Raw genomic sequence first — 23,307 nt, 5'->3', positions numbered from 1 at the left:
ACACTCCTTTTTATTTCATTACGTCTTCGGCAATACTTGTATTTACAAGCGTGTCATGGTCCACGTCTGCAGGCAGTTCTCCTGCTTCTTTCATAATCGCCTTTAGGTTGTTCCATTCTTCCTCATCGAGTACTGGATTTTCTGCATAAGATCCTTGGCTTTTATAGCGATCTACTACAGTTTCAATTAAATCAATCTCCGTGTCTTCGAAATAAGGTTGAATGACGTCAGCAATCTCCCCGGCCGAGTGTTCCTGAACCCACTGCTGAGCTTTGTAAATAGCACGAGTAAACTTCTCCATTTCTCCTGGATTCTCTTCTAAGAAACTGTTCTTTGTCATAAAGACTGTGTAAGGTACGTGCCCTGACTCTTCGCCAAATGAAGCAACGATATGACCTTTTCCTTCTCGTTCAAAAATACTTGCTGTTGGTTCAAATAGCTGTACATAATCACCTGTGCCGGAAGCAAAGGCATTTGGGATGTTAGCGAAATCTACATTTTGAATTAAGGTTAGGTCTTCTTTTGGATCAATCCCTTGTTCCTTCAAAACGTATTCCCCAACCATTTGCGGCATTCCGCCTTTACGTTGACCGAGGAAGGTGCTTCCGTTTAGATCTTCCCACTTAAATTCTGGTTGCTCCTCTCGTGCGACAAGGAATGTTCCATCTGTTTGAGTTAACTGCGCAACGTTAATAACAGGGTCTGAGGCCCCTCTGGCATAAACGTAAATGGATGTTTCAGAACCTACAAGGGCAATGTCTGCGCCATCAGATAGAAGTGTGGTCATCGTCTTATCTCCGCCCCAAGTAGTGTTTATCTCCACATCAAGCCCCTCATCCTCAAAAAAACCCTTTTCAAGTGCCACATACTGCGGGGCATAGAATATTGAACGAGTCACTTCTGCTACCTTAATGGTTGTGGGTGATTGAGAACAGGCTGCTAAGGGGAATGTAAGTAAAGCCACTAACGAAACATATAAAAGAAAACGAATTTTTTTCATTTCGAGTAATCCTCCTGTAAGATCAAACTCAATAGATACGTTATCGTATGTGGCTGTTAAAATTGTGTGAATGCCTATAAAGGAGTTTTTTGTATGCAAGATGGAACAATAATTTCTAAACAACGATACCCTTCGCCGCACCCTAAATTGAACGTGTTTCTTGTCACTTACTGGAGTGAAGGGTTGAAGGTAAAAGGTTTTTTAGTAGAACCGAAAGAGAATGGGAAATATCCAGGTTTTTTATATCTTCGAGGTGGTATTAAAGGCGTTGGTAAAGTTCGGATTGGTAGAATCGTTCAATTTGCGTCTCACGGTTTCGTTGTCTTTGCACCATGCTATCGTGGCAATATGGGAGGGGAAGGTAGAGAAGATTTTGCCTTAAGTGATCGTAAAGACGGACATAATGGGGCAAGGATCCTTTTTAATCATCCTATGGTGAATGAAGAAGTGAATGTGTTCGGTTTCTCTCGAGGTGGAGTTATGGGTCTTTGGACGGCTCTTGAGGTTCCTGGTATTCATAAAGTTGCTTGCTGGGGTGGGGTGACGGATGTGGCTCTAACTTACCAAGAACGTGTTGATCTGAGAAAGATGCTCAAGCGTGTTGTTGGGGGGAGTCCTAATAAATATCCAGAAAGATTTGAGGCGAGAACACCGCTAAAGTCTATAAATAAATTAGAAACTCCTGTGTGCATTATTCATGGAGCTAAGGATGAAAATGTATCAGTTGAACATGCCAGGATGTTAGAGGAGGAATTGCAAATGAACGACATCCCCCATACAAGCTGGATTTATTACGATTTAGATCATTACTTTCCGCCCCAAGTAAATCGGCATACTGTTAAGCAATTAACAGATTGGCTAAAGAAATAAAAACGGCTACCCCTTTTTAGGGATAGCCGTTTTTTTATATTAATTTGGAGATGTGGGAGCAATAGTTATTTTCTAAATGTAGGGCCTGAATTGCGTATTTCTTCACTAACCCCGTCGAATTTCTTAAAGTTCTCATGAAATTTAGTAGCAAGTTCATGAGCTTTTTCTTCATACTGTGCTTCATCTTTCCATGTGCGTTTTGGAATCAGCACATCGTCTGGAACACCAGGACAATGGGCTGGTATTTCTAATCCAAAAATAGGGTCTATTACGGTTTCGGTGGAGTTAAGCTCACCTTCAAGTGCAGCATGAATCATAGAGCGAGTATGACTAAGTTTCATACGATGGCCCTCTCCGTACGCTCCGCCGGTCCATCCTGTATTCACCAGGAAGACGTTCGAATTAAATTGATCTATTTTCTCCCCAAGCATTTCTGCATACGTTGAAGCATGTCTTGGAAGGAATGGAGAACCAAAGCACGTAGAGAACGTTGCTTCTGGACTGGTAACGCCACGTTCCGTTCCTGCTAGTTTGCTTGTGTAACCACTAAGGAAATGGTACATTGCCTGTTCTTTAGTAAGTTTACTAATCGGTGGCAAAACACCAAAAGCATCAGCTGTTAAGAAAATGATTGAATTGGGATGACCAGCGATACTAGGTTCAACGATATTGTGGATATTCTGAATTGGATAAGCTGCGCGTGTGTTTTCTGTTAGACTTGTATCCTCATAATCCGGTTCTCTTGTGCCGGGGTGCAAGATCACATTCTCAAGTACAGATCCAAATCGAATGGCTTTATAGATTTGAGGCTCGTTTTCCTCGGAAAGGTTAATGCACTTTGCATAACATCCACCTTCAATGTTGAAGACGCCGCGGTTAGACCAACCATGTTCATCATCCCCGATTAGTCGACGCTCTGGATCAGCAGACAGGGTAGTCTTCCCCGTACCAGAGAGTCCAAAGAATAAAGCTACGTCGCCTTCTTTCCCTACGTTAGCTGAACAATGCATTGGTAAAACATCACTCTCGGGTAGAAGATAGTTCATAACGGAAAAGATTGATTTCTTAATTTCACCAGCATATTCAGTTCCCCCGATCAGGATCACACGATGCTTAAACGACACCATAATAAAGGCTTCGGAACGTGTGCCATCTTGAGCGGGATCTGCTTTAAAGGAAGGAGCTGACACTATTGTGAATTCGCTTACATGTTCGGCCAATTCATCCTCAGTAGGGCGTATGAAAAGTTGGTGGGCGAACAAGTTATGCCAAGCAAATTCATTGATGACTTGAATGGGTAAACGGTAACGTTCATCTGCTCCTGCAAATCCGTTGAAAATAAATACTTCTTCTTTTTCTTTCAGAAAATCTACGACTTTATGATATAGGTTTTCAAAGATTGCTTCCGATATGGGTTGGTTCACCGATCCCCAATCAACTGTGTCCTTTGAAACCTCGTCTTTTACAATGAACTTATCTTGAGGGGATCGGCCGGTGTAACGTCCTGTTTCGGCTCTGATCGCTCCTGTAGCTGTGAGTGTCCCCTCGTTACGTTGAAGAACCTTTTCAACGAGTTCTCCCACACACAAATTGGTTGATACATTAGGTTGTGTAAGTAATTCTTTAATTATGGACGCTTGATTCACCGTATTCATGCTCAAGAACCTGCCTTTATTTAATATTTTTTGTCTTTGATAGTGTACATAATAAAATCAATCTTAATGACGTATCCGAGTTGAGATCTAACCTTTTCTGCTTTTATTTCTATACAGTCAGTTGAATAGGTTTAGACTCAATGTGTCATTAGTATAACACATTCATTTTATTAGTCCATACTATTTTATAATGAAATTACGGCAAAATTGTGACTGTTAAAATAAAAGAAAAGATGAAATACTTTCATTATTGTTAATTTTGAAATGGGGAGATGGAAAAATGCACAAGTGCTTTACTTCTATCATATATTACTTCGATCTCAACTCACCTTTTTCCTTGATTTAATGTTTCTTTCTAAAGACATTTGTGACCAGTAACCCCGTTCATCAATAAATTTAAGTGTTAGACATCGCATGATTACAATTAAGTGAAAAAAGTGGTTCCCTGACCATTCAATAAAGCGATGATAACGCTATATTCAGTTGACATATAAGGGTTAAAACGTTATGATAAGTCGCGAACGGAAACTATCTTATCCAGAGAAGGTGGAGGGACAGGCCCTATGAAACCCAGCAACCGTCATCCTTAAATGAAAAGGTGCTAACCTGATGCAAGGAAGATCTCCTTGAACGATAAGAGCGAATGGACCCTTTCCCTTTGCTCGTTATGGGAAGGGATTTTTTATACTTTCGAAAGGTTTCTAAACGCTTTCTAAGGTATTTTGAAAGTCATCGACATTTGCTAAGTGTAGCGAATTTCGACGTTTTCTCATGTATTTTTTTCATTCGTTTACAATATACGAAACTGTTCCAGGTGAATAGATCGGTGTAAATTCATTTATAAAAGAATTTACATAACTCTGGTTTACTTTTTTCTGAATAGATAGCTGGGTGATGAGTTCCGTCTCAAAGATAAGAGTATTTTAAAGGAGGAGTTTGAGGGAATGGCTGCAAACCGCCGCTTGTTTACATCAGAATCAGTTACAGGAGGGCACCCTGACAAAATCTGTGACCAAATTTCTGATGCCATATTAGATGAAATCTTAAAAAATGATCCGAACGCTCGTGTAGCATGTGAAACGACAGTTACAACAGGATTAGTTCTCGTTTCAGGAGAAATTTCAACAAATACGTACGTAGACATCCAATCAATCGTGCGTAATACAATTAAGGATATTGGCTATACACGTGCTAAATATGGCTTTGATGCAGAAACATGTGCAGTACTTACAGCAATTGATGAACAATCACCAGACATTGCAGCTGGAGTAAATGAAGCTCTTGAAGCACGAGAAGGTCAAATGACTGATAAGGAAATTGAGAATATTGGTGCAGGAGACCAGGGTCTAATGTTTGGTTATGCGAATAATGAAACGCCTGAACTTATGCCCCTTCCGATCTCTTTAGCTCACAAATTGGCGAAACGTTTATCTGACGTGCGCAACGATGAAACAGTTCCTTACCTACGCCCTGATGGTAAAACCCAGGTTACTGTAGAGTATGATGAACAAGACCGTCCTGTTCGTATTGACACAATTGTCATCTCCACGCAGCATCACCCAGAAATAACGCTAGAGCAAATTCAAAAGGATCTTAAAGAGCAAGTTATTGCTCCAATTGTTCCTGCAGAGCTGCTTGATGAACAAACAAAATACTTCATTAATCCAACAGGTCGTTTTGTAATCGGTGGACCTCAAGGGGATGCTGGTTTAACAGGCCGTAAAATTATTGTAGATACGTACGGAGGATATGCACGTCACGGCGGGGGAGCTTTCAGTGGTAAAGACGCTACTAAAGTTGACCGTTCCGCCGCTTATGCAGCTCGTTATGTTGCTAAAAACATTGTAGCTGCTGGATTAGCAGATTCTTGTGAAGTTCAATTAGCCTATGCCATTGGCGTGGCGCAACCTGTGTCAATTTCAATCAATACATTTGGTACAGGGAAAGTCTCAGAAGAGGCGTTAGTTGAAGCTGTACGTGAGAAATTTGACCTTCGTCCAGCTGGTATTATTAAAATGCTAGATCTTCGTCGCCCAATCTACCGTGACACTGCGGCATACGGTCACTTTGGCCGCACGGACGTTAAGTTCCCATGGGAGCAAACAGATAAAGCAGAAGAATTAAAGCAACTAGCAAACTTATAAGTATAGGTGGGAGCATGGATTTGCATAGCAATTCTGTGCTCTTTTTTGTTTCGCTGGCATTTTTTTAATTGAATTGTAATCGTTGCCCTCCCTTATGTGAAAACATGATAAACTATTATAGTCTGTCAAAATCATGTTTTTTTGACTCAGACGTTACCGACTTTAAATTCACGGGTAAAACGAATATCTGTGAAGTATAAAAACAATTTAAAGAGAACCTGTTCGACACCTTAAGGGTACCGTGGGTCTCTGCCAATTACACCCATTTTGTGATAAACTGAAATAGCAAAGTGAGAATGAAAGTGAGGATCTTCGTATGTGCGGTTTTATTGGTGTTATTCGAGATGTTCCATCTCCAGTAGATGAAGAACAGAAGCAGTCTTTTAAGCGAAGAAACGATATTATCACTCATCGTGGCCCTGATGATGAAGGGTATTATCATGATGATTACATATCTTTTGGCTTTCGCCGTTTAAGTATAATTGATATCGAAAGTGGCCATCAGCCTCTTAGCTATGATGATGAAAAGATTTGGATGGTGTTTAACGGAGAAATTTACAATTATGTGGAACTACGTGAAGACCTTCAAAAACAAGGATATACATTTGAGACAGAATCAGATACAGAGGTTATCGCGGCCTTATTCAAGGACAAACAGGAAGAAGCGTTCTCTTATCTTCGCGGTATGTTCGCGATCTTAATTTGGGATAAAGAAGAGCAAACATTTTACGGAGCTCGGGATCCGTTCGGCATTAAGCCATTATTCTATAGTGAACAACATAATGGCACATATTTTGCGTCAGAGAAGAAGAGTATTACGTTGCTTCAGGAGAATGAACTAGTTAATACAGAAGCTCTGCAACATTATTTAAGCTATCAATATGTTCCGGAACCTCTTACCCTAACAGATGGGATTTCTAAGGTAGAACCTGGCCATTATTTCGTTAAGAAGCCAGGGAAAGCCATTAAGTTCACTCGTTATTGGCATGCAACTTTCACACAAGTGGCTGGTAGTGAAAGTGACTGGATTAAACGTATTCAAGATGTCATGTATGATTCTGTGAACAAACACATGCGTAGTGATGTACCGGTTGGGTCTTTCCTTTCTGGAGGAATCGATTCGTCCATTATCGTTGCTATGGCACGTGAGTTTAATCCCAACTTGAAAACATTCTCAGTTGGTTTCGAACGTGATGGATTTTCTGAAGTAGACGTAGCGAAAGAAACGGCAGAGAAACTTGGGGTTGAGAATCACTCTTATATCATTACTCCTGAAGAGTATGTCCAGAAGCTTCCGAAAATTATGTGGCACATGGATGACCCTTTAGCAGATCCCGCTTGTGTACCACTTTATTTTGTAGCGCGTGAAGCACGTAAACACGTTACGGTTGTGCTATCGGGAGAAGGTTCTGATGAATTGTTTGGTGGTTACAATATTTATCGTGAACCTCAATCGTTAAAAATGTTTGATTCTATGCCAGGTGTAGCTAAGAGCTTGCTTCAACGAGTAGCTAAGGTTATGCCAGAAGGTGTAAAAGGTAAGAGTTTCTTAGAGAGAGGTACTACACCTTTACGTGACCGTTACATTGGTAATGCGAAGATGTTTGAAGAAGCCGAAAAGCAACAATTGCTTAAGGATTATCATAGTAAATCTTCTTACCAGTCATTAACGCGTTCACTTTATCAAAATGCAGAAGCTTATCATCCTGTAAACCAGATGCAATATGTTGATATTCATACTTGGATGCGCGGAGATATCCTACTGAAGGCAGATAAGATGACAATGGCTCACTCTCTTGAACTTCGTGTTCCATTCTTGGATAAAGAAGTCTTTAATGTTGCCCGTGAAATTCCGGTTGATATGAAGATCACAGATGGTACGACGAAATCCATTTTACGTAAAGCTTCAAGAGGGATTGTTCCTGATCATGTACTCGACCGGAAGAAACTTGGCTTCCCAGTTCCAATTCGTCATTGGTTAAAAGACGAATTAAACACTTGGGCGAAGACACTGATCCAAGAAAGTGAAACGGATCATCTGATTGAGAAGAAAGCTGTGTCTCAGTTGCTTGAAGATCACGTTCAAGGAAAAGGCGACTACTCAAGGAAGATTTGGACCGTTCTTATGTTTATGTTATGGCACCAAATTTTCGTTGAGCGGAAATATTCTTTTGAAGAATTAATTAGTGAAGACCAAACAAAAAGCAAGCTAACCATTAGTTAATGGCGATTGCTTGCTTTCCCATTTGCACCCAGGCTTCTTTAAAGTCGTTTCTGGGTGCTTTTTTTTGTTGGCCTGTAAGAGGATCGTTAAAATACATAAATTCTGAATCATATCCCGTAACTAGAACAGAGTGCTCTTTCATCGTAATCTTTAGTGGACCGTTTGGCGTTATCCAAGATTCGAAAAACTTACTAGGCAAATGCTTGTATAAGGTGTTTGTGATAATCCAAACGGGTTGTCCGTTATCGAGATGCTCAAGGATTTCGTAAAAGCTTCCACCAGAGAAGTCATGAACTCGATCCGCAGCATACTGGCGAGCGAGTGAAGCGATCGGTTCATGATATACTCCGAATCCAGGTTCATTTAGGTTATACATATTTCCTACAAACCCCTCGTTAGGGTCACCGTAGTGAATTTGGCCGTCTATATTCTTGTACGCTTGTTCAGACTTTTTTACTTTTTTAGCTAGCGTCATTTTATCAACATCGAAACCATAGTGGTTTAAGAGCATGCTTAAAGAGGTGACTTCGCATCCTCTTGGCAATTCTGGATATTGTTTAAGAGCAGGAACTTCTATGTGGACTTCTTGTTTTAGATGGTACTTTTCGATTGTTGGAGCATTCCCGGTCTCTTCATCTGTTTTTTTCTGGTTCGCGGAAACGTGTTTCATGTTGGATGTGTTGTTCCATAGGTTTTGAAGTGTTGTGTTCTGTGTTTGCACTGTGATTATTCCTGTAAATAAAGAGCATGCAATAAACAGAACACTATACCATTTAAGTAATTGCTTATAAGAGTTTCGTAGATTAGGTCTAAGGCTGAACGTCCAAAGGATCACAGCCAAAGCCACAGAGGTTGAGAAAAGTACAATATACATAAATGCATATCCCTCCTAGTAATTGAGACTCTTCTGCGGGTGAAGTTTAGAGATCGGGACGACTGGGTGTTACTGTTTTATAATGTTGCCCTTTTTCAACATATTCCCTTCTTATTCGTTCCATATCTCTAACGTCTTCATCGGTTAATTCTCGTATAACTTTAGCAGGACGTCCAAATGCAAGTGTTTTAGGTGGGATTTTTTTGTTTGGTGGAACCAAACTACCTGCCCCAACAAACGCTCCTTCACCGATTTCAGCTCCATCCAATATAATAGAACCCATTCCAATAAGAGCATTTTGTCGGATGATGCTTGAGTGCAACATAACTTGATGACCAATAGTTACATCATCTTCAATAAGTAAGGGGTTTCCTGGACTTTGATGCAACATACTCTGATCTTGGATATTGGATCGCTTTCCAATATGTACTCGGTCTACATCTCCACGAATGACAGTTTTAAACCATATACTTGCTTCCTCTTCTATGACCACATCTCCTGTAATAATAACATCATCTGCGATATAAGCTGTGTCATGAATAGTAGGCATATGTCCTTTATAAGGGTAGATCATTTGAATCCTCCATTCGATTGTGTTGATATTATAAGTATAACAAAAGGGAGAAGACTATAGGAGAGAGGAAGATGGTATGAAGCATATTACAGTAGAAGGTGCTAGAGGACTCGTTGTGATTGTTCACGGGGCGTTTGAACATTCTGGTCGATATGATGTCTTGGCAAATCGATGGGTCAATGAAGGGTACGAAGTTATATATGGTGATCTTCCTGCTCACGGAGAATACGATGGCGTTAAAGGACATATTGATCGTTTCGAAGAGTATTTAGACGAGATCAGCACTTGGGTGGAAGAAGCTCAGAAGTCGAACTTACCTATATTTTTGCTAGCCCATAGTATGGGCGGGCTTGCTACTATTCGCTTACTAGAGGAGAAGGAGTTACCCATTAAAGCCGTAGTACTCTCCTCACCAGGATTAGGGATTCAAAACCCTCCTCCTAAGCCTCTTCAGGTAGTTGCGAAGGGCTTAAACATTGTGGCGCCTAAATTGCAGCTAAAAGGGAATTTAAATCCAGAGCACGTAACAAGGAACACTAGTGTGCTGCAGAGGGATCATGGTGACCGTTTAATGTTAAAGAAAGTTTCTGTACGCTGGTATAAAGAGTTTGAGAAAGGAATTGAACTAGCCTTTAAACATATCGGCAAGTACCAAGATGTGCCGACGCTTGTGATGCAAGCGGGAGATGATAAAATAGTAAATAAAGAAGCTACATTAAAATGGTTTAATTCACTTCACATTCATGAAAAGTTTTATAAAGAATGGGAAGGATTATACCATGAGATCTTTAATGATCCTGAACAAGACGATGTATTTCAGTATGCGAAATCATTTCTGGAGATGCATCTATAGAATAGTGTATATAAAGGAGGTTGCTTCTTTTGGGCTCCATACCAAGACGTGCTATTCCCTTGATGGCTACAATATATCGGAAGATTTTCCCTCAGGTTCACAAGGAATTAAGTTACTGGAAAGAACGAGCAAGTCAAATTCCCAACCAAGAGCTTCGTAGACAAGCTCTCGATTCAATAGAAGACAAAACGTTCCATTGTGAAGGAGGGTCGATTTATGCGATTTTGGCAGGGGATAATCGCGATAAAGCCATCCAATTTGTCGTTGCGTATCAAACGATTTCGGATTACTTAGATAACTTGTGTGATCGAAGTACATCTTTAGACCCTAAGGATTTCAGAACATTGCACACCTCTATGAAGGATGCGTTAACACCAGGGAATCCTATCAGTGATTATTATGCAGAACGTGAAGAGAAAGAGGATGGTGGATACTTACAAGACCTGGTTAAAACGTGTCAGAATCTACTTGGCCAACTTTCTAATTATGAACAGATAAAGGGTTATCTACATGAATTAGCGGATTTATATTGTGATTTGCAAGTTCATAAGCATGTAAAAATGGATGAACGTGTACCTCGTTTGAAGAGTTGGTTTAATAACTACCAGAATCGCTGGGAAGATCTTAGCTGGTATGAGTTTTCTGCTTGTTCTGGTTCAACACTTGGGATCTTTTGTCTCGTATCTTACGCGCACGGAGAACATTTGACTAAGGAAGTCGCGTCGCAAGTCTATAATGGATATTTCCCATATATGCAGGGGCTTCATATATTATTGGATTACTATATTGATCAGCAGGAAGACCTCGAAGAAGGAGACTTAAACTTCTGTACATATTATGATCATGATGACCATATGAAAGAACGCTTCCTGTACTTTATTGATCAAACCAAGCTACATGTTAATTCACTACCTCATGCCTCATTTCACCACATGGTGCAAAAAGGGCTTGTGGGTCTTTACTTAGCGGACTCAAAAGTTCAAAAGCTCCAAGGGGCACAGCCGTTAGTGAAAGAATTATTAAGCGTAAGCGGCACAAAAGCCAAATTCTTCTACATGAACTCAAAACTTTATCACAAACTGAAACCCGCCCTCGCATAGAGGACGGGTTTTCGTTTGCTTTCTTACTAGTAAAGCGTGCCAGACACTCTTTATCAAACTAAAGGGTGTCTGGCACGCTTTTGTGCGTTAAGGAGTTACTTCTTTTCGATTGCCAGAATAAATGGAGGAGTATTTACTTGGTTCAAGAATCCATATCGTAGGACGTTGTATTGTTTTTGGTCTAGCTTTGAAAGGGATTTGAGTAGAGCTTCTTTTTCTTCTTGTCCACCTTCATGACCGTGGTATACAACGAGTATTAATAGGCCTTTTTTCTTCAGTCTTTCTAGAATTCCATGAACGGCTTCAAGTGTTGAGGCTGCTTCAGTGACAATCGTTTTGTCGCTGCCAGGGAGGTATCCAAGGTTAAAGATTGCCCCGCCCAGAATGGCTTCTTCATCTATATATTTCTCAAAGTGTGCATGGTTATCCATAATAAGGTTGACGTTATGAATATTATTGTCGACAAGTCTGTCATGCGTTGACTCAATTGCTTGTTCCTGAATGTCAAAGGACAGCACATTTCCTTTATCTCCAACGAGCTTACTTAAAAAGACAGTGTCATGCCCGTTTCCGGCTGTACCATCAAGGGCTGTTTCGCCTGGGTGGATCGATTGTTCTAACAAATGGTGCGCATAATCTAAGATACGATACAACATAGGTATGGTCTCCTTCTTGAGATGTGTTTCGAAGCTTTTCCTATGATGCATTGTAGCATGTCTGTACAAATAGCAAAAGTGAATTGAAATGCATAGGAATAGGTCTGATGCACATTATAGGAGTGAGGTGATAATCATGGCCACACGTGACTCCATAGAAAACATGGTAGAAGTAGCAAAAAGAAAGATGGAAGCCGCGAGAGAACAATTAGAACAGGCGAACCAAGTCGGTTATCAGCCGAATGATGAGTACAGCCAGGCTCAACTTGGTTTAGAAGAAGCAGAAACTGAAATCCAAAAGCTTATGCATAGCGCCAACCATCAACAGAAAGATGAGCTTCACCGTTTGCATCTGCAAGTGACACAAGTTTTAAACGATATGATTTTAGATCATGAAAACTTGGGCGAATATAAGAAGCAATAAAAGAAGAACCCTGCATAAAAGACGCAGGGTTTTTTCTTTTGTTAAATGCTTTGTCCATATAAGTTAATAGCTACACTAACATAAGCGATGTTTCTCAGAAGAAGAACAGATATGTAAAAGAATGTTAAGGATCTTGAAACCTAATGTGATGTATACCGTATATCTAAGAGTAATGGGCAAGTGAGCAATGGAGAATAGAAGGAGGTACATATAAATGGCTAAATCAGTCGTGCAACTTAAAGGGTTAAGGAAAGACATTAAGAACAAAACGATTATTCATGACCTTGATCTGGACTTGTATGAGGGAGAGGTGTTTGGTTTCCTTGGACCGAATGGAGCGGGGAAAACAACAACCATTCGAATGATGGTTGGCCTTATGAAACCTACTGCCGGAAATGTAATTATTGGGGGAACTTCTTTACTTGAGAATTATGAGAAGACAATCAGTCAAGTGGGGGCAATCGTGGAGAACCCGGAATTGTATGATTACATGTCTGGATACAAGAATCTGATTCATTTTTCTAGAATGCACAAAGGAATTACAAAAGAACGCATTCAAGAAGTGGTGGAGCAAGTTGGGTTAACTTCTCGTATTGGTGAGAAAGTGAAAACCTATTCTCTCGGTATGAGGCAGCGTTTAGGTTTAGCACAGGCACTCTTACATAAACCAAAGTTTCTGATTTTGGATGAGCCAACGAATGGATTAGACCCTGCGGGAATTCGAGAGTTTCGTACATATTTACGTAGAATAGCTCAGGAAGAAGGCGTGAGTATTCTCGTTTCTAGTCACCTTTTATCTGAAATCGAATTAATGTGTGATCGAGTTGGTATTATTCAAAAAGGAAAATTGATTGATATACGTACCGTTAAAGAGGAAACACAGAAAACAAAGTGGACATTTACCGTAAATCAACCTATTCAAGCGAAAGATGTTTTAGAGCAAGCGTTTGAAGGAGTAGAGATTGAGACAGGTGAGAAATCTATCTCTATATCAATTTCTCAAGACGAAGTGCCCGAGTATAATAAAGTGTTAGTGGAGCAAGGGATTCTCGTTTATGGAATTGAGAATACGAAATCAACATTAGAAGACGAATTCTTAAAAGTAACGGGTGGTGAGCAAGTTGGGTAGTTTTGTGAATTTAGTTCGTAATGAATGGATGAAGTTAATGCAAAGAAAGAGTACATGGATTATGTCTATTATTCTTATTATTGCTGTATTTGGTATATTTGGAGTTTTAAAATGGGATTACAGCCACCGTGAAGAACCGATAGGAGCCAATACTTCTGAACAACGACTACAGCAACAAATTAACACATACGAAGCTCAGAAATCAGAAGCGGATCCATCATCTTCTGATTATAAGAATGCTGCCCAGCAAATTGAACTTGCCCAATATCGTCTTGATGAAGGGCTGGCACCTGCTGAAGTGGGGAGTTTCTGGCATGTTATGAATACATCCTCAAATTTCTTTTCTTTAATCGTTTTATTTGTCATTATTGTGGCCTCAGGTATTCTAGCTCATGAATTTCAAAAAGGTACTATTAAATTACTGGCTATTCGGCCGGCTAAGCGCACGAAACTTCTTTACAGCAAATATGTCACTGTGCTTCTTTTCTCTGTTGCGATTGCTTTGCTTTTACTTGTTTCCTCTTTAGTGGCATCAATCATATACTTCCCGTATGATTCTTACACCTTCTTAACTTGGAATGGTGAGGAGGTTTCAGAGTGGCCTGCAATATTCTGGATCTTACAAAGCTATCTTTATGCTATGGTAAACGTTGTAGTAATGGGTACGATTGCTTTTGTGATAGGAGCACTATTTCGTTCAAGCGGTTTGGCTATTGGGATTACAATGTTCTTATCTTTCGCTACGTTACCTGCAATGTTGATGTTGAGAAAGTATGAATGGGCTAAGTACATCTTGTTTGCACATAACGAGTTTTCGATGCACCTTAGCCAGCCATTTATGGACGTCACTCCCTTATTTTCGTTAATGGTCATTCTTGTGTATTTGGTTATATTTCATGTACTTATGTACACTTCGTTCAGGAAACGGGACATAGCGGTTTGATCAGGTACCTGTCTTCTTGACATTGTTAGAAGAATTGCTTACAATTTACTATCATAACTAACGGTCTGAATAACTGTGATAAGGACTAGTAATAAAAGTGTCAAGCAAGAAGAGAGATGGCGGCTGGTGGAAGCTATCCTTGACCTTTATGAACTCACCTTTGATGTTGCGCGCCTGAACGTAAGAGTAGGGTTCGCCGTTCTCCGCGTTAAGGATTCGAGTGAGCGTCAACTGGCGTTAATTTGGGTGGTACCACGGGTATTCGAAACCTCTCGTCCCAGAGTTTGGGGCGAGAGGTTTATTTTTTTATAATCAAATCACGTTATTCAGCACAAGTTCTAGGAGGTCAAAGCAATGGCATACGATCACAAATCGATCGAAAAGAAATGGCAAGATTACTGGGTTGGTGAAAAAGTATTCAAAACTGACAGTAGTAGTAATAAAGAAAAGTTTTATGCACTAGATATGTTTCCATACCCATCAGGAGCTGGTCTTCACGTTGGACACCCTGAAGGGATGACAGCAACAGACATTGTTTCTCGCATGAAACGCATGCAAGGGTACGAAGTTCTTCATCCAATGGGTTGGGATGCATTTGGACTTCCTGCTGAACAATATGCACTTGATACAGGTAATGATCCAGCTGTCTTCACGCAGCAAAATATCGATAACTTCCGTCGTCAAATTCAAGCACTTGGATTCTCTTATGATTGGGATCGTGAAGTAAATACAACAGATCCAAACTATTATAAGTGGACACAGTGGATCTTCACGAAGCTGTATGAAGAAGGCTTAGCCTATGTAGATGAAGTTGCTGTTAACTGGTGCCCTGCACTTGGTACAGTTCTTGCGAATGAAGAAGTCGTAGACGGTGTGAGTGAGCGCGGGGGACACCCTGTTGTTCGTAAACCGATGAAACAGTGGATGCTTAAAATTACAGCTTACGCAGATCGTTTATTAGAAGACCTTGAAGACCTAGACTGGCCTGAGAGTATTAAAGATATGCAGCGAAACTGGATTGGTAAATCTGAGGGGGCAGATGTCCACTTTGAGGTCGATGGACACGATGAAACATTCACCGTATTTACGACCCGTCCAGATACTTTATTTGGTGCAACGTATGCCGTACTAGCCCCTGAACACCCATTTGTTGAGCAGGTTGTGTCGGCTGAACAAAATGAAGCGGTTCAAGATTATATCAATGAAGTGACTAAGAAAAGTGACTTAGAGCGCACGGACCTTGCGAAAGAGAAATCAGGTGTGTTTTCAGGAGCTTATGCGATTAATCCTGTAAATGGAGAACGCATTCAGATATGGATAGCGGACTATGTTCTAATGTCTTATGGTTCTGGTGCAATTATGGCAGTGCCTGCTCACGATGAACGTGATTATGAATTTGCCAAAACGTTTGATCTTCCAATCCGTGCTGTTGTTGAAGGCGGAAATGTGGAAGAAGAAGCCTATACAGGAGATGGAAAACATATTAATTCTGATTTCCTAAATGGTCTTGATAAAGAAGAAGGAATACAAAAAGCGATTGAATGGCTTGAAGCAGAAGGTAAGGGTGAGAAGAAAACGTCGTACCGTCTTCGTGACTGGCTATTCAGCCGTCAGCGTTATTGGGGAGAACCAATACCAGTTATTCATTGGGAAGATGGCTCTGTAACGGCTGAGAAAGTTGAAAATCTTCCTCTTGAACTTCCGAAGACAGAAAATATTAAGCCATCAGGCACTGGCGAATCGCCGCTTGCAAACATTGAAGATTGGGTGAATGTCGTAGATCCAGAGACAGGCATGAAAGGTCGTCGTGAAACGAATACAATGCCTCAATGGGCAGGTAGCTGTTGGTACTTCCTTCGTTACATTGATCCAGACAATAGCGAGCAATTAGCTGATCCTGAAAAACTAAAAGAATGGTTACCGGTAGATATGTATATCGGTGGAGCAGAACATGCGGTTCTTCACCTTCTATATGCTCGCTTCTGGCACAAATTCCTTTACGACATTGGTGTTGTACCGACAAAAGAACCGTTCCAGCGTCTATTTAACCAAGGTATGATCCTTGGAGAAAACAACGAGAAAATGAGTAAGTCTAAAGGGAATGTTGTGAACCCAGATGATATCGTCGAGACACACGGAGCAGATACATTACGTCTTTACGAAATGTTTATGGGTCCACTAGAAGCATCGGTAGCTTGGTCTACGAATGGTTTAGATGGAGCTCGCCGCTTCTTAGATCGTGTGCATCGCCTTTTCTCTGCTGATAATGGTAGTCTTTCTGACAAAGTCAAATATGATAGTCAGAATACAGACCTTGAACGTAGTTACCATGAAACAGTTAAAAAAGTAACTGAAAACTTTGAGGCACTTCGCTTTAATACAGCTATTTCACAGATGATGGTCTTCATTAATGATGCATACAAAGCGAGTGAAATCCCTGCACAATATGCAGAAGGATTTGTGAAGCTACTTTCTCCTGTGGCACCGCACCTAGCTGAAGAATTGTGGAGTATACTAGGTCATAAAGGTACAATTAGTTATGAAGCCTGGCCGATTCACGATGAAGCGAAGCTAATTGATGATGAAGTTGAAATTGTCCTTCAAGTTATGGGTAAAGTTCGTTCTAAAGTAAGTGCTCCAAAAGATGCGTCTAAAGAGGAACTTGAAAAACTTGCGATGGCAGATGAAACGATTCAAGAATGGATCCAAGGTAAAACGGTCCGCAAAGTAATTGCTGTCCCTGGCAAACTTGTAAATATTGTTGCAAACTAATGCAAAAGAGGTTGCTTATATAAGCAACCTCTTTTTTATAGTAAATAACTATGAAAAGGCTTTAAAACATAGTATTCTGATCGGGATAAATACCCATAAACGTATCTCTTGACTTCAATAAAAAATGATATAAAATAAGGCAGTGCATAAGTTAAAAGGGGGAGCTAGCCGTGTACGAAGTGCAAGAAATTACAGCAATAGAATTAGAAAAAATGCTAAATCAAAATGATCAACCACATATTATAGATGTACGCGAATATGAGGAAGTTACGCAAGGTATCATTCCTTCTGCTAAGCATATTCCTCTTCAACAAATTCCTGATTCATTAGATTACTTTCGTAAAGATGAAGAATATATTATTGTATGCCGCGCCGGAGTTCGAAGTATGAATGCATGTTTGTTCCTAGCTCAACATGGTTTTACGGCTACGAATTTAGCCGGAGGAATGCTCGATTGGAACGGAGAAGTTAAATGATAAATCGCAAGGGGGTTTCAGCATGGAAATTATAGGTCTTATTGCATTATTTATTCTATTGGCTTTATTTATTATGAAACAGTTTATTGCACCCCTTCTTTATATGAAGAAAATCGATCAGCAATCTGTTTCGGATGACTATTGTGTGATTGATGTAAGGGACTATGTGTCGGCGCATCGTTGCCCGTATCCAAAAGCGGAAAATATTCCACTCTCCTACCTTCCCAGAGCATTGAAGGAGCAATTTGAATGTACTAAAGAGATCGTGCTCATTAGTGACGATCTTAGGGGAGTTAGAATGGCTGCTAAAATGATTCGAAAAAAGAAACATCAATCTGTTTATTACATTCAACCTATGTAAGCAAAAGGGTCGCTATCTGTAAGTAGGTAGCGACCCTTTTAAATATAGTGTAGAAGAATAGATGAAAAACTAGTGTACTAGAATCTGAAAGAAGGATATTAAAAGATTAGAGAAGCCTTATATTGTAGGAAGTACCTCCGTATTATTGGAATGGAATAACTTTAAAAGTGTAGTAAATAAAATTAAATTAAAAAAATGCTATTATTTTATTGACCTTTTCAAGGTAATGCTGTAATATTGTTTTTGCTGTCGCGATAACGCACAGCTGAGTCAGCATCGAGTTGAAGAAATATTAAGGAAATGTTAATTTTTCATTGACTCCATGTTAAGACATGTGATAACATATAATTACTTTCCTCGACAAGAGGACAAGTTACATTTGATCTTTGAAAACTGAACGAAACAACATGTAACGTCAATGTCTTTAAATTATTTTTTAAAGCCAGTAATCATTTATTTGATGCTAGGCAAACTCAACTTTTATGGAGAGTTTGATCTTGGCTCAGGACGAACGCTGGCGGCGTGCCTAATACATGCAAGTCGAGCGCGTGAATCAACATGATCCCTTCGGGGTGATTGTTGTGGATCGAGCGGCGGACGGGTGAGTAACACGTGGGCAACCTACCCATGAGATCGGGATAACTCCGGGAAACCGGAGCTAATACCGAATAACCCAGTGAACTGCATGGTTCACTGGTAAAAGGCGGTTTCGGCCGTCACTCATGGATGGGCCCGCGGCGCATTAGCTAGTTGGTAAGGTAACGGCTTACCAAGGCGACGATGCGTAGCCGACCTGAGAGGGTGATCGGCCACACTGGGACTGAGACACGGCCCAGACTCCTACGGGAGGCAGCAGTAGGGAATCTTCCGCAATGGACGAAAGTCTGACGGAGCAACGCCGCGTGAACGATGAAGGTCTTCGGATCGTAAAGTTCTGTTGTTAGGGAAGAACAAGTGCCAGAGGAAATGCTGGTACCTTGACGGTACCTAACCAGAAAGCCACGGCTAACTACGTGCCAGCAGCCGCGGTAATACGTAGGTGGCAAGCGTTGTCCGGAATTATTGGGCGTAAAGCGCGCGCAGGCGGTTTCTTAAGTCTGATGTGAAAGCCCACAGCTCAACTGTGGAGGGCCATTGGAAACTGGGGAACTTGAGTACAGAAGAGGAGAGTGGAATTCCACGTGTAGCGGTGAAATGCGTAGATATGTGGAGGAACACCAGTGGCGAAGGCGACTCTCTGGTCTGTAACTGACGCTGAGGCGCGAAAGCGTGGGTAGCAAACAGGATTAGATACCCTGGTAGTCCACGCCGTAAACGTTGAGTGCTAGGTGTTAGGGGGTTTCCGCCCCTTAGTGCTGAAGTTAACGCATTAAGCACTCCGCCTGGGGAGTACGGCCGCAAGGCTGAAACTCAAAAGAATTGACGGGGGCCCGCACAAGCGGTGGAGCATGTGGTTTAATTCGAAGCAACGCGAAGAACCTTACCAGGTCTTGACATCTTCCGCTATCCCTAGAGATAGGGAGTTCCCTTCGGGGACGGAATGACAGGTGGTGCATGGTTGTCGTCAGCTCGTGTCGTGAGATGTTGGGTTAAGTCCCGCAACGAGCGCAACCCCTAATCTTAGTTGCCAGCATTCAGTTGGGCACTCTAAGGTGACTGCCGGTGACAAACCGGAGGAAGGCGGGGATGACGTCAAATCATCATGCCCCTTATGACCTGGGCTACACACGTGCTACAATGGATGGTACAGAGGGCCGCGAGACCGCGAGGTCAAGCAAATCTCAAAAAACCATTCTCAGTTCGGATTGCAGGCTGCAACTCGCCTGTATGAAGCCGGAATCGCTAGTAATCGCAGGTCAGCATACTGCGGTGAATACGTTCCCGGGCCTTGTACACACCGCCCGTCACACCACGAGAGTTGGCAACACCCGAAGTCGGTGAGGTAACCTTTTTGGAGCCAGCCGCCGAAGGTGGGGCCAATGATTGGGGTGAAGTCGTAACAAGGTAGCCGTATCGGAAGGTGCGGCTGGATCACCTCCTTTCTAAGGATAACACGGAAAGCGAAAGGCGGCTTGAACAGAGGCGTACGGATAAGTAAGCAAGCGGAAGTGGCGTTAAGCCACTGCAGCTTGATTGCTTATCTCGCTAGCCTCTAGCCGCCGGAGCTAGACACAATTTCGCGTTCATGTTTGTTTCGTTCGGTTTTGGAAGCTCAAATGCTTTCAAACAGTACCTTGAAAACTAGATAAGAATTAGACATTAAACCAACGTTAGATTTAACGTAAGCATCATTATGATGCGTCTTTTCACATTGATTTTAGATAGTTAAGTGAATAAGGGCGCACGGTGGATGCCTTGGCACTAGGAGCCGATGAAGGACGGGACTAACACCGATATGCTTCGGGGAGCCGTAAGTAGGCTATGATCCGGAGATTTCCGAATGGGGAAACCCACTGCCCGTAATGGGGTAGGATCCTTAACTGAATACATAGGTTAAGGAAGGTAGACTCGGGGAACTGAAACATCTCAGTACCCGAAGGAAGAGAAAGCAAACGCGATTTCCTGAGTAGCGGCGAGCGAAACGGAATCAGCCCAAACCAGAGAGCTTGCTCTCTGGGGTTGTAGGACACTCCTTTGGAGTTATCAAGAAACAAGATAGATGAATGATCTGGAACGGTCAGCCGAAGAAGGTAACGGCCCTGTAGTCAAAATCTTGTTTCCTCCGGAGTGGATCCTGAGTACGGCGGAACACGAGGAATTCCGTCGGAATCCGGGAGGACCATCTCCCAAGGCTAAATACTCCCTAGTGACCGATAGTGAACCAGTACCGTGAGGGAAAGGTGAAAAGCACCCCGGGAGGGGAGTGAAATAGAACCTGAAACCGTGTGCCTACAAGTAGTTGGAGCCCGTTAATGGGTGACAGCGTACCTTTTGTAGAATGGACCGGCGAGTTACGATCCCATGCAAGGTTAAGATGAAAAATCGGAGCCGCAGCGAAAGCGAGTCTGAATAGGGCGAAATAGTATGTGGTCGTAGACCCGAAACCGTGTGATCTACCCATGTCCAGGGTGAAGGCCAGGTAACACTGGCTGGAGGCCCGAACCCACGCACGTTGAAAAGTGCGGGGATGAGGTGTGGGTAGCGGTGAAATGCCAATCGAACACGGAGATAGCTGGTTCTCTCCGAAATAGCTTTAGGGCTAGCCTCAAGGTAAGAGTCTTGGAGGTAGAGCACTGATTGGACTAGGGGCCCTCATCGGGTTACCGAATTCAGTCAAACTCCGAATGCCAACGACTCATCCTTGGGAGTCAGACTGCGAGTGATAAGGTCCGTAGTCGAGAGGGGAACAGCCCAGACCACCAGCTAAGGTCCCTAAGTTTATGTTAAGTGGAAAAGGATGTGGAGTTGCTCAGACAACCAGGATGTTGGCTTAGAAGCAGCCATCATTTAAAGAGTGCGTAATAGCTCACTGGTCGAGTGACTCTGCGCCGAAAATGTACCGGGGCTAAACATAACACCGAAGCTGTGGATTGTTCTTACGAACAATGGTAGGAGAGCGTTCTAAGTGCAGTGAAGTCAGACCGTAAGGACTGGTGGAGCGCTTAGAAGTGAGAATGCCGGTATGAGTAGCGAAAGAAGAGTGAGAATCTCTTCCACCGTAAGTCTAAGGTTTCCTGAGGAAGGCTCGTCCGCTCAGGGTTAGTCGGGACCTAAGCCGAGGCCGAAAGGCGTAGGCGATGGATAACAGGTTGATATTCCTGTACCACCTCCTTTCCGTTTGAATGACGGGGGGACGCAGTAGGATAGGGAATCCGCTCCACTGGATGTGAGCGGCCAAGCAGTGAGTGAGATGCATAGGCAAATCCGTGCATCAATCACAAGCTGTGATGGGGAGGGAACTATAGTACCGAAGTTCCTGATTTCACACTGCCAAGAAAAGCCTCTAATGAGGAAAGAGGTGCCCGTACCGCAAACCGACACAGGTAGACGAGGAGAGTATCCTAAGGTGATCGGGAGAACTCTTGTTAAGGAACTCGGCAAAATGACCCCGTAACTTCGGGAGAAGGGGTGCTCCTTCATAGGAGGAGCCGCAGTGAAAAGGCCCAATCGACTGTTTAGCAAAAACACAGGTCTCTGCGAAACCGAAAGGTGAAGTATAGGGGCTGACACCTGCCCGGTGCTGGAAGGTTAAGGGGATGAGTTAGCTTAGGCGAAGCTTTGAACCGAAGCCCCAGTAAACGGCGGCCGTAACTATAACGGTCCTAAGGTAGCGAAATTCCTTGTCGGGTAAGTTCCGACCCGCACGAAAGGTGCAACGAATTGGGCACTGTCTCAACAAGAGACCCGGTGAAATTATACTATGCGTGAAGATGCGCATTACCCGCGACAGGACGGAAAGACCCCGTGGAGCTTTACTGTAGCCTGATATTGAATGTTGGTACAGCTTGTACAGGATAGGTGGGAGCCGTCGATACCGGAGCGCTAGCTTCGGTGGAGGCATCCGTGGGATACCACCCTGGCTGTATTGACATTCTAACCCAGGACCGTAATCCGGTCCGGAGACAGTGTCAGGTGGGCAGTTTGACTGGGGCGGTCGCCTCCCAAAAAGTAACGGAGGCGCCCAAAGGTTCCCTCAGAATGGTTGGAAATCATTCGCAGAGTGCAAAGGCACAAGGGAGCTTGACTGCGAGACCTACAAGTCGAGCAGGGACGAAAGTCGGGCTTAGTGATCCGGCGGTACCGCATGGAAGGGCCGTCGCTCAACGGATAAAAGCTACCCCGGGGATAACAGGCTTATCTCCCCCAAGAGTCCACATCGACGGGGAGGTTTGGCACCTCGATGTCGGCTCATCGCATCCTGGGGCTGTAGTCGGTCCCAAGGGTTGGGCTGTTCGCCCATTAAAGCGGTACGCGAGCTGGGTTCAGAACGTCGTGAGACAGTTCGGTCCCTATCCGTCGTGGGCGTTGGAAATTTGAGGAGAGCTGTCCTTAGTACGAGAGGACCGGGATGGACGCACCGCTGGTGCACCAGTTGTTCCGCCAGGAGCACAGCTGGGTAGCTACGTGCGGAAGGGATAAGTGCTGAAAGCATCTAAGCATGAAGCCCACTTCAAGATGAGATTTCCCATCACTTCGAGTGAGTAAGATTCCTTGTAGACGACAAGGTTGATAGGTCGGAGGTGGAAGCGTGGTGACACGTGCAGCTGACCGATACTAATAAATCGAGGACTTATCTATCTAAAGCGCAAACG

General features: G+C 42.7%; 16 protein-coding genes, 2 rRNA genes, 1 riboswitch and 1 other annotated feature. Of the genes, 13 read left to right on the top strand and 5 right to left on the bottom strand.

All coding sequences use genetic code 11. The features are described 5' to 3' along the window. Positions 1-10: 10 nt before the first annotated feature. Positions 11-1,000 (bottom strand): ABC transporter substrate-binding protein, encoded by a 990-nt coding sequence (locus tag ACYX4O_RS16005; RefSeq protein WP_476357173.1) that lies wholly within the window; start codon positions 998-1,000, stop codon positions 11-13. A gap of 93 nt (positions 1,001-1,093) precedes the next feature. On the opposite strand from ACYX4O_RS16005, the gene ACYX4O_RS16000 reads away from it, so the two are divergent. Then, on the top strand, positions 1,094-1,870 hold the full coding sequence (locus ACYX4O_RS16000) for an alpha/beta hydrolase family protein (RefSeq protein WP_476352158.1): 777 nt from the start codon (positions 1,094-1,096) through the stop codon (positions 1,868-1,870). A gap of 65 nt (positions 1,871-1,935) precedes the next feature. Here the strand turns inward: ACYX4O_RS16000 and pckA are convergent, their stop codons facing one another. Continuing rightward, entirely contained in the window at positions 1,936-3,525 is a 1,590-nt protein-coding gene (gene pckA / locus ACYX4O_RS15995) for a phosphoenolpyruvate carboxykinase (ATP) (protein WP_476352156.1), read from the bottom strand. Positions 3,526-4,055: 530 nt separating this feature from the next. Further along, a riboswitch (SAM riboswitch) is annotated at positions 4,056-4,165 on the top strand. A 304-nt stretch (positions 4,166-4,469) separates the two neighbouring features. Here pckA and metK point away from each other — a divergent pair. Beyond that, positions 4,470-5,669: a methionine adenosyltransferase gene (metK, locus tag ACYX4O_RS15990; protein WP_476352154.1), complete on the top strand. Its 1,200-nt coding sequence runs from the start codon at positions 4,470-4,472 to the stop codon at positions 5,667-5,669. A gap of 316 nt (positions 5,670-5,985) precedes the next feature. After that, positions 5,986-7,893, top strand: coding sequence for an asparagine synthase (glutamine-hydrolyzing) (asnB, locus tag ACYX4O_RS15985; protein WP_476352152.1), 1,908 nt, complete (start codon positions 5,986-5,988; stop codon positions 7,891-7,893). Here asnB and ACYX4O_RS15980 read toward each other — a convergent pair. Further along, a complete protein-coding gene (locus tag ACYX4O_RS15980; protein ID WP_476352150.1) occupies positions 7,886-8,767 on the bottom strand; it encodes a C39 family peptidase in 882 nt (293 codons plus the stop codon). The two genes, asnB and ACYX4O_RS15980, sit on opposite strands and share 8 nt — an antisense overlap. Positions 8,768-8,813: 46 nt before the next feature. Continuing rightward, positions 8,814-9,341, bottom strand: coding sequence for a gamma carbonic anhydrase (locus ACYX4O_RS15975; protein WP_476352148.1), 528 nt, complete (start codon positions 9,339-9,341; stop codon positions 8,814-8,816). 76 nt (positions 9,342-9,417) lie between these two features. Between ACYX4O_RS15975 and ACYX4O_RS15970 the strand changes: the two genes are divergently transcribed. Continuing rightward, positions 9,418-10,194 (top strand): lysophospholipase, encoded by a 777-nt coding sequence (locus ACYX4O_RS15970; protein WP_476352146.1) that lies wholly within the window; start codon positions 9,418-9,420, stop codon positions 10,192-10,194. A gap of 62 nt (positions 10,195-10,256) precedes the next feature. Continuing rightward, positions 10,257-11,294, top strand: a complete 1,038-nt coding sequence (locus ACYX4O_RS15965) for a tetraprenyl-beta-curcumene synthase family protein (protein ID WP_476357171.1) — start codon at positions 10,257-10,259, stop codon at positions 11,292-11,294. A 95-nt stretch (positions 11,295-11,389) separates the two neighbouring features. Here the strand turns inward: ACYX4O_RS15965 and mnmM are convergent, their stop codons facing one another. After that, positions 11,390-11,950 carry a tRNA 5-(aminomethyl)-2-thiouridylate-methyltransferase MnmM gene (gene mnmM / locus ACYX4O_RS15960; protein WP_476352144.1) on the bottom strand — a complete coding sequence of 187 codons (561 nt, stop codon included), beginning with the start codon at positions 11,948-11,950 and terminating at the stop codon, positions 11,390-11,392. 136 nt (positions 11,951-12,086) lie between these two features. Between mnmM and ACYX4O_RS15955 the strand changes: the two genes are divergently transcribed. The 8 genes from ACYX4O_RS15955 (at position 12,087) to ACYX4O_RS15920 (ending at position 23,293) form a co-directional block, all read left to right on the top strand. Continuing rightward, complete coding sequence (locus tag ACYX4O_RS15955) at positions 12,087-12,374, top strand: DUF2524 family protein (RefSeq protein ID WP_476352142.1); 288 nt, start codon at positions 12,087-12,089, stop codon at positions 12,372-12,374. Between the two features lie 214 nt (positions 12,375-12,588). Next, positions 12,589-13,503 carry an ABC transporter ATP-binding protein gene (locus tag ACYX4O_RS15950; protein WP_476352140.1) on the top strand — a complete coding sequence of 305 codons (915 nt, stop codon included), beginning with the start codon at positions 12,589-12,591 and terminating at the stop codon, positions 13,501-13,503. Continuing rightward, positions 13,487-14,446: an ABC transporter permease gene (locus tag ACYX4O_RS15945; protein WP_476352138.1), complete on the top strand. Its 960-nt coding sequence runs from the start codon at positions 13,487-13,489 to the stop codon at positions 14,444-14,446. The genes ACYX4O_RS15950 and ACYX4O_RS15945 overlap by 17 nt, the downstream gene beginning before the upstream one ends. Positions 14,447-14,512: 66 nt before the next feature. Beyond that, positions 14,513-14,729: a binding site (T-box leader), on the top strand. Positions 14,730-14,800: 71 nt separating this feature from the next. Next, complete coding sequence (gene leuS / locus ACYX4O_RS15940) at positions 14,801-17,218, top strand: leucine--tRNA ligase (protein WP_476352136.1); 2,418 nt, start codon at positions 14,801-14,803, stop codon at positions 17,216-17,218. 170 nt (positions 17,219-17,388) lie between these two features. Continuing rightward, positions 17,389-17,694: a rhodanese-like domain-containing protein gene (locus ACYX4O_RS15935; RefSeq protein WP_345244128.1), complete on the top strand. Its 306-nt coding sequence runs from the start codon at positions 17,389-17,391 to the stop codon at positions 17,692-17,694. A 22-nt stretch (positions 17,695-17,716) separates the two neighbouring features. After that, positions 17,717-18,055, top strand: a complete 339-nt coding sequence (locus tag ACYX4O_RS15930; RefSeq protein ID WP_345244130.1) for a rhodanese-like domain-containing protein — start codon at positions 17,717-17,719, stop codon at positions 18,053-18,055. Between the two features lie 479 nt (positions 18,056-18,534). Then, positions 18,535-20,097, top strand: a 16S ribosomal RNA gene (locus tag ACYX4O_RS15925). 281 nt (positions 20,098-20,378) lie between these two features. Then, positions 20,379-23,293, top strand: a 23S ribosomal RNA gene (locus ACYX4O_RS15920). The 16S and 23S rRNA genes sit together here, the layout of an rRNA operon. Positions 23,294-23,307: the final 14 nt, after the last annotated feature.

Source organism: Pontibacillus sp. ABV4_188 (assembly GCF_056311905.1).
The sequence above is the reverse complement of the archived record's forward strand: the minus strand, read 5'-3'. Positions and strand labels throughout refer to the sequence as shown.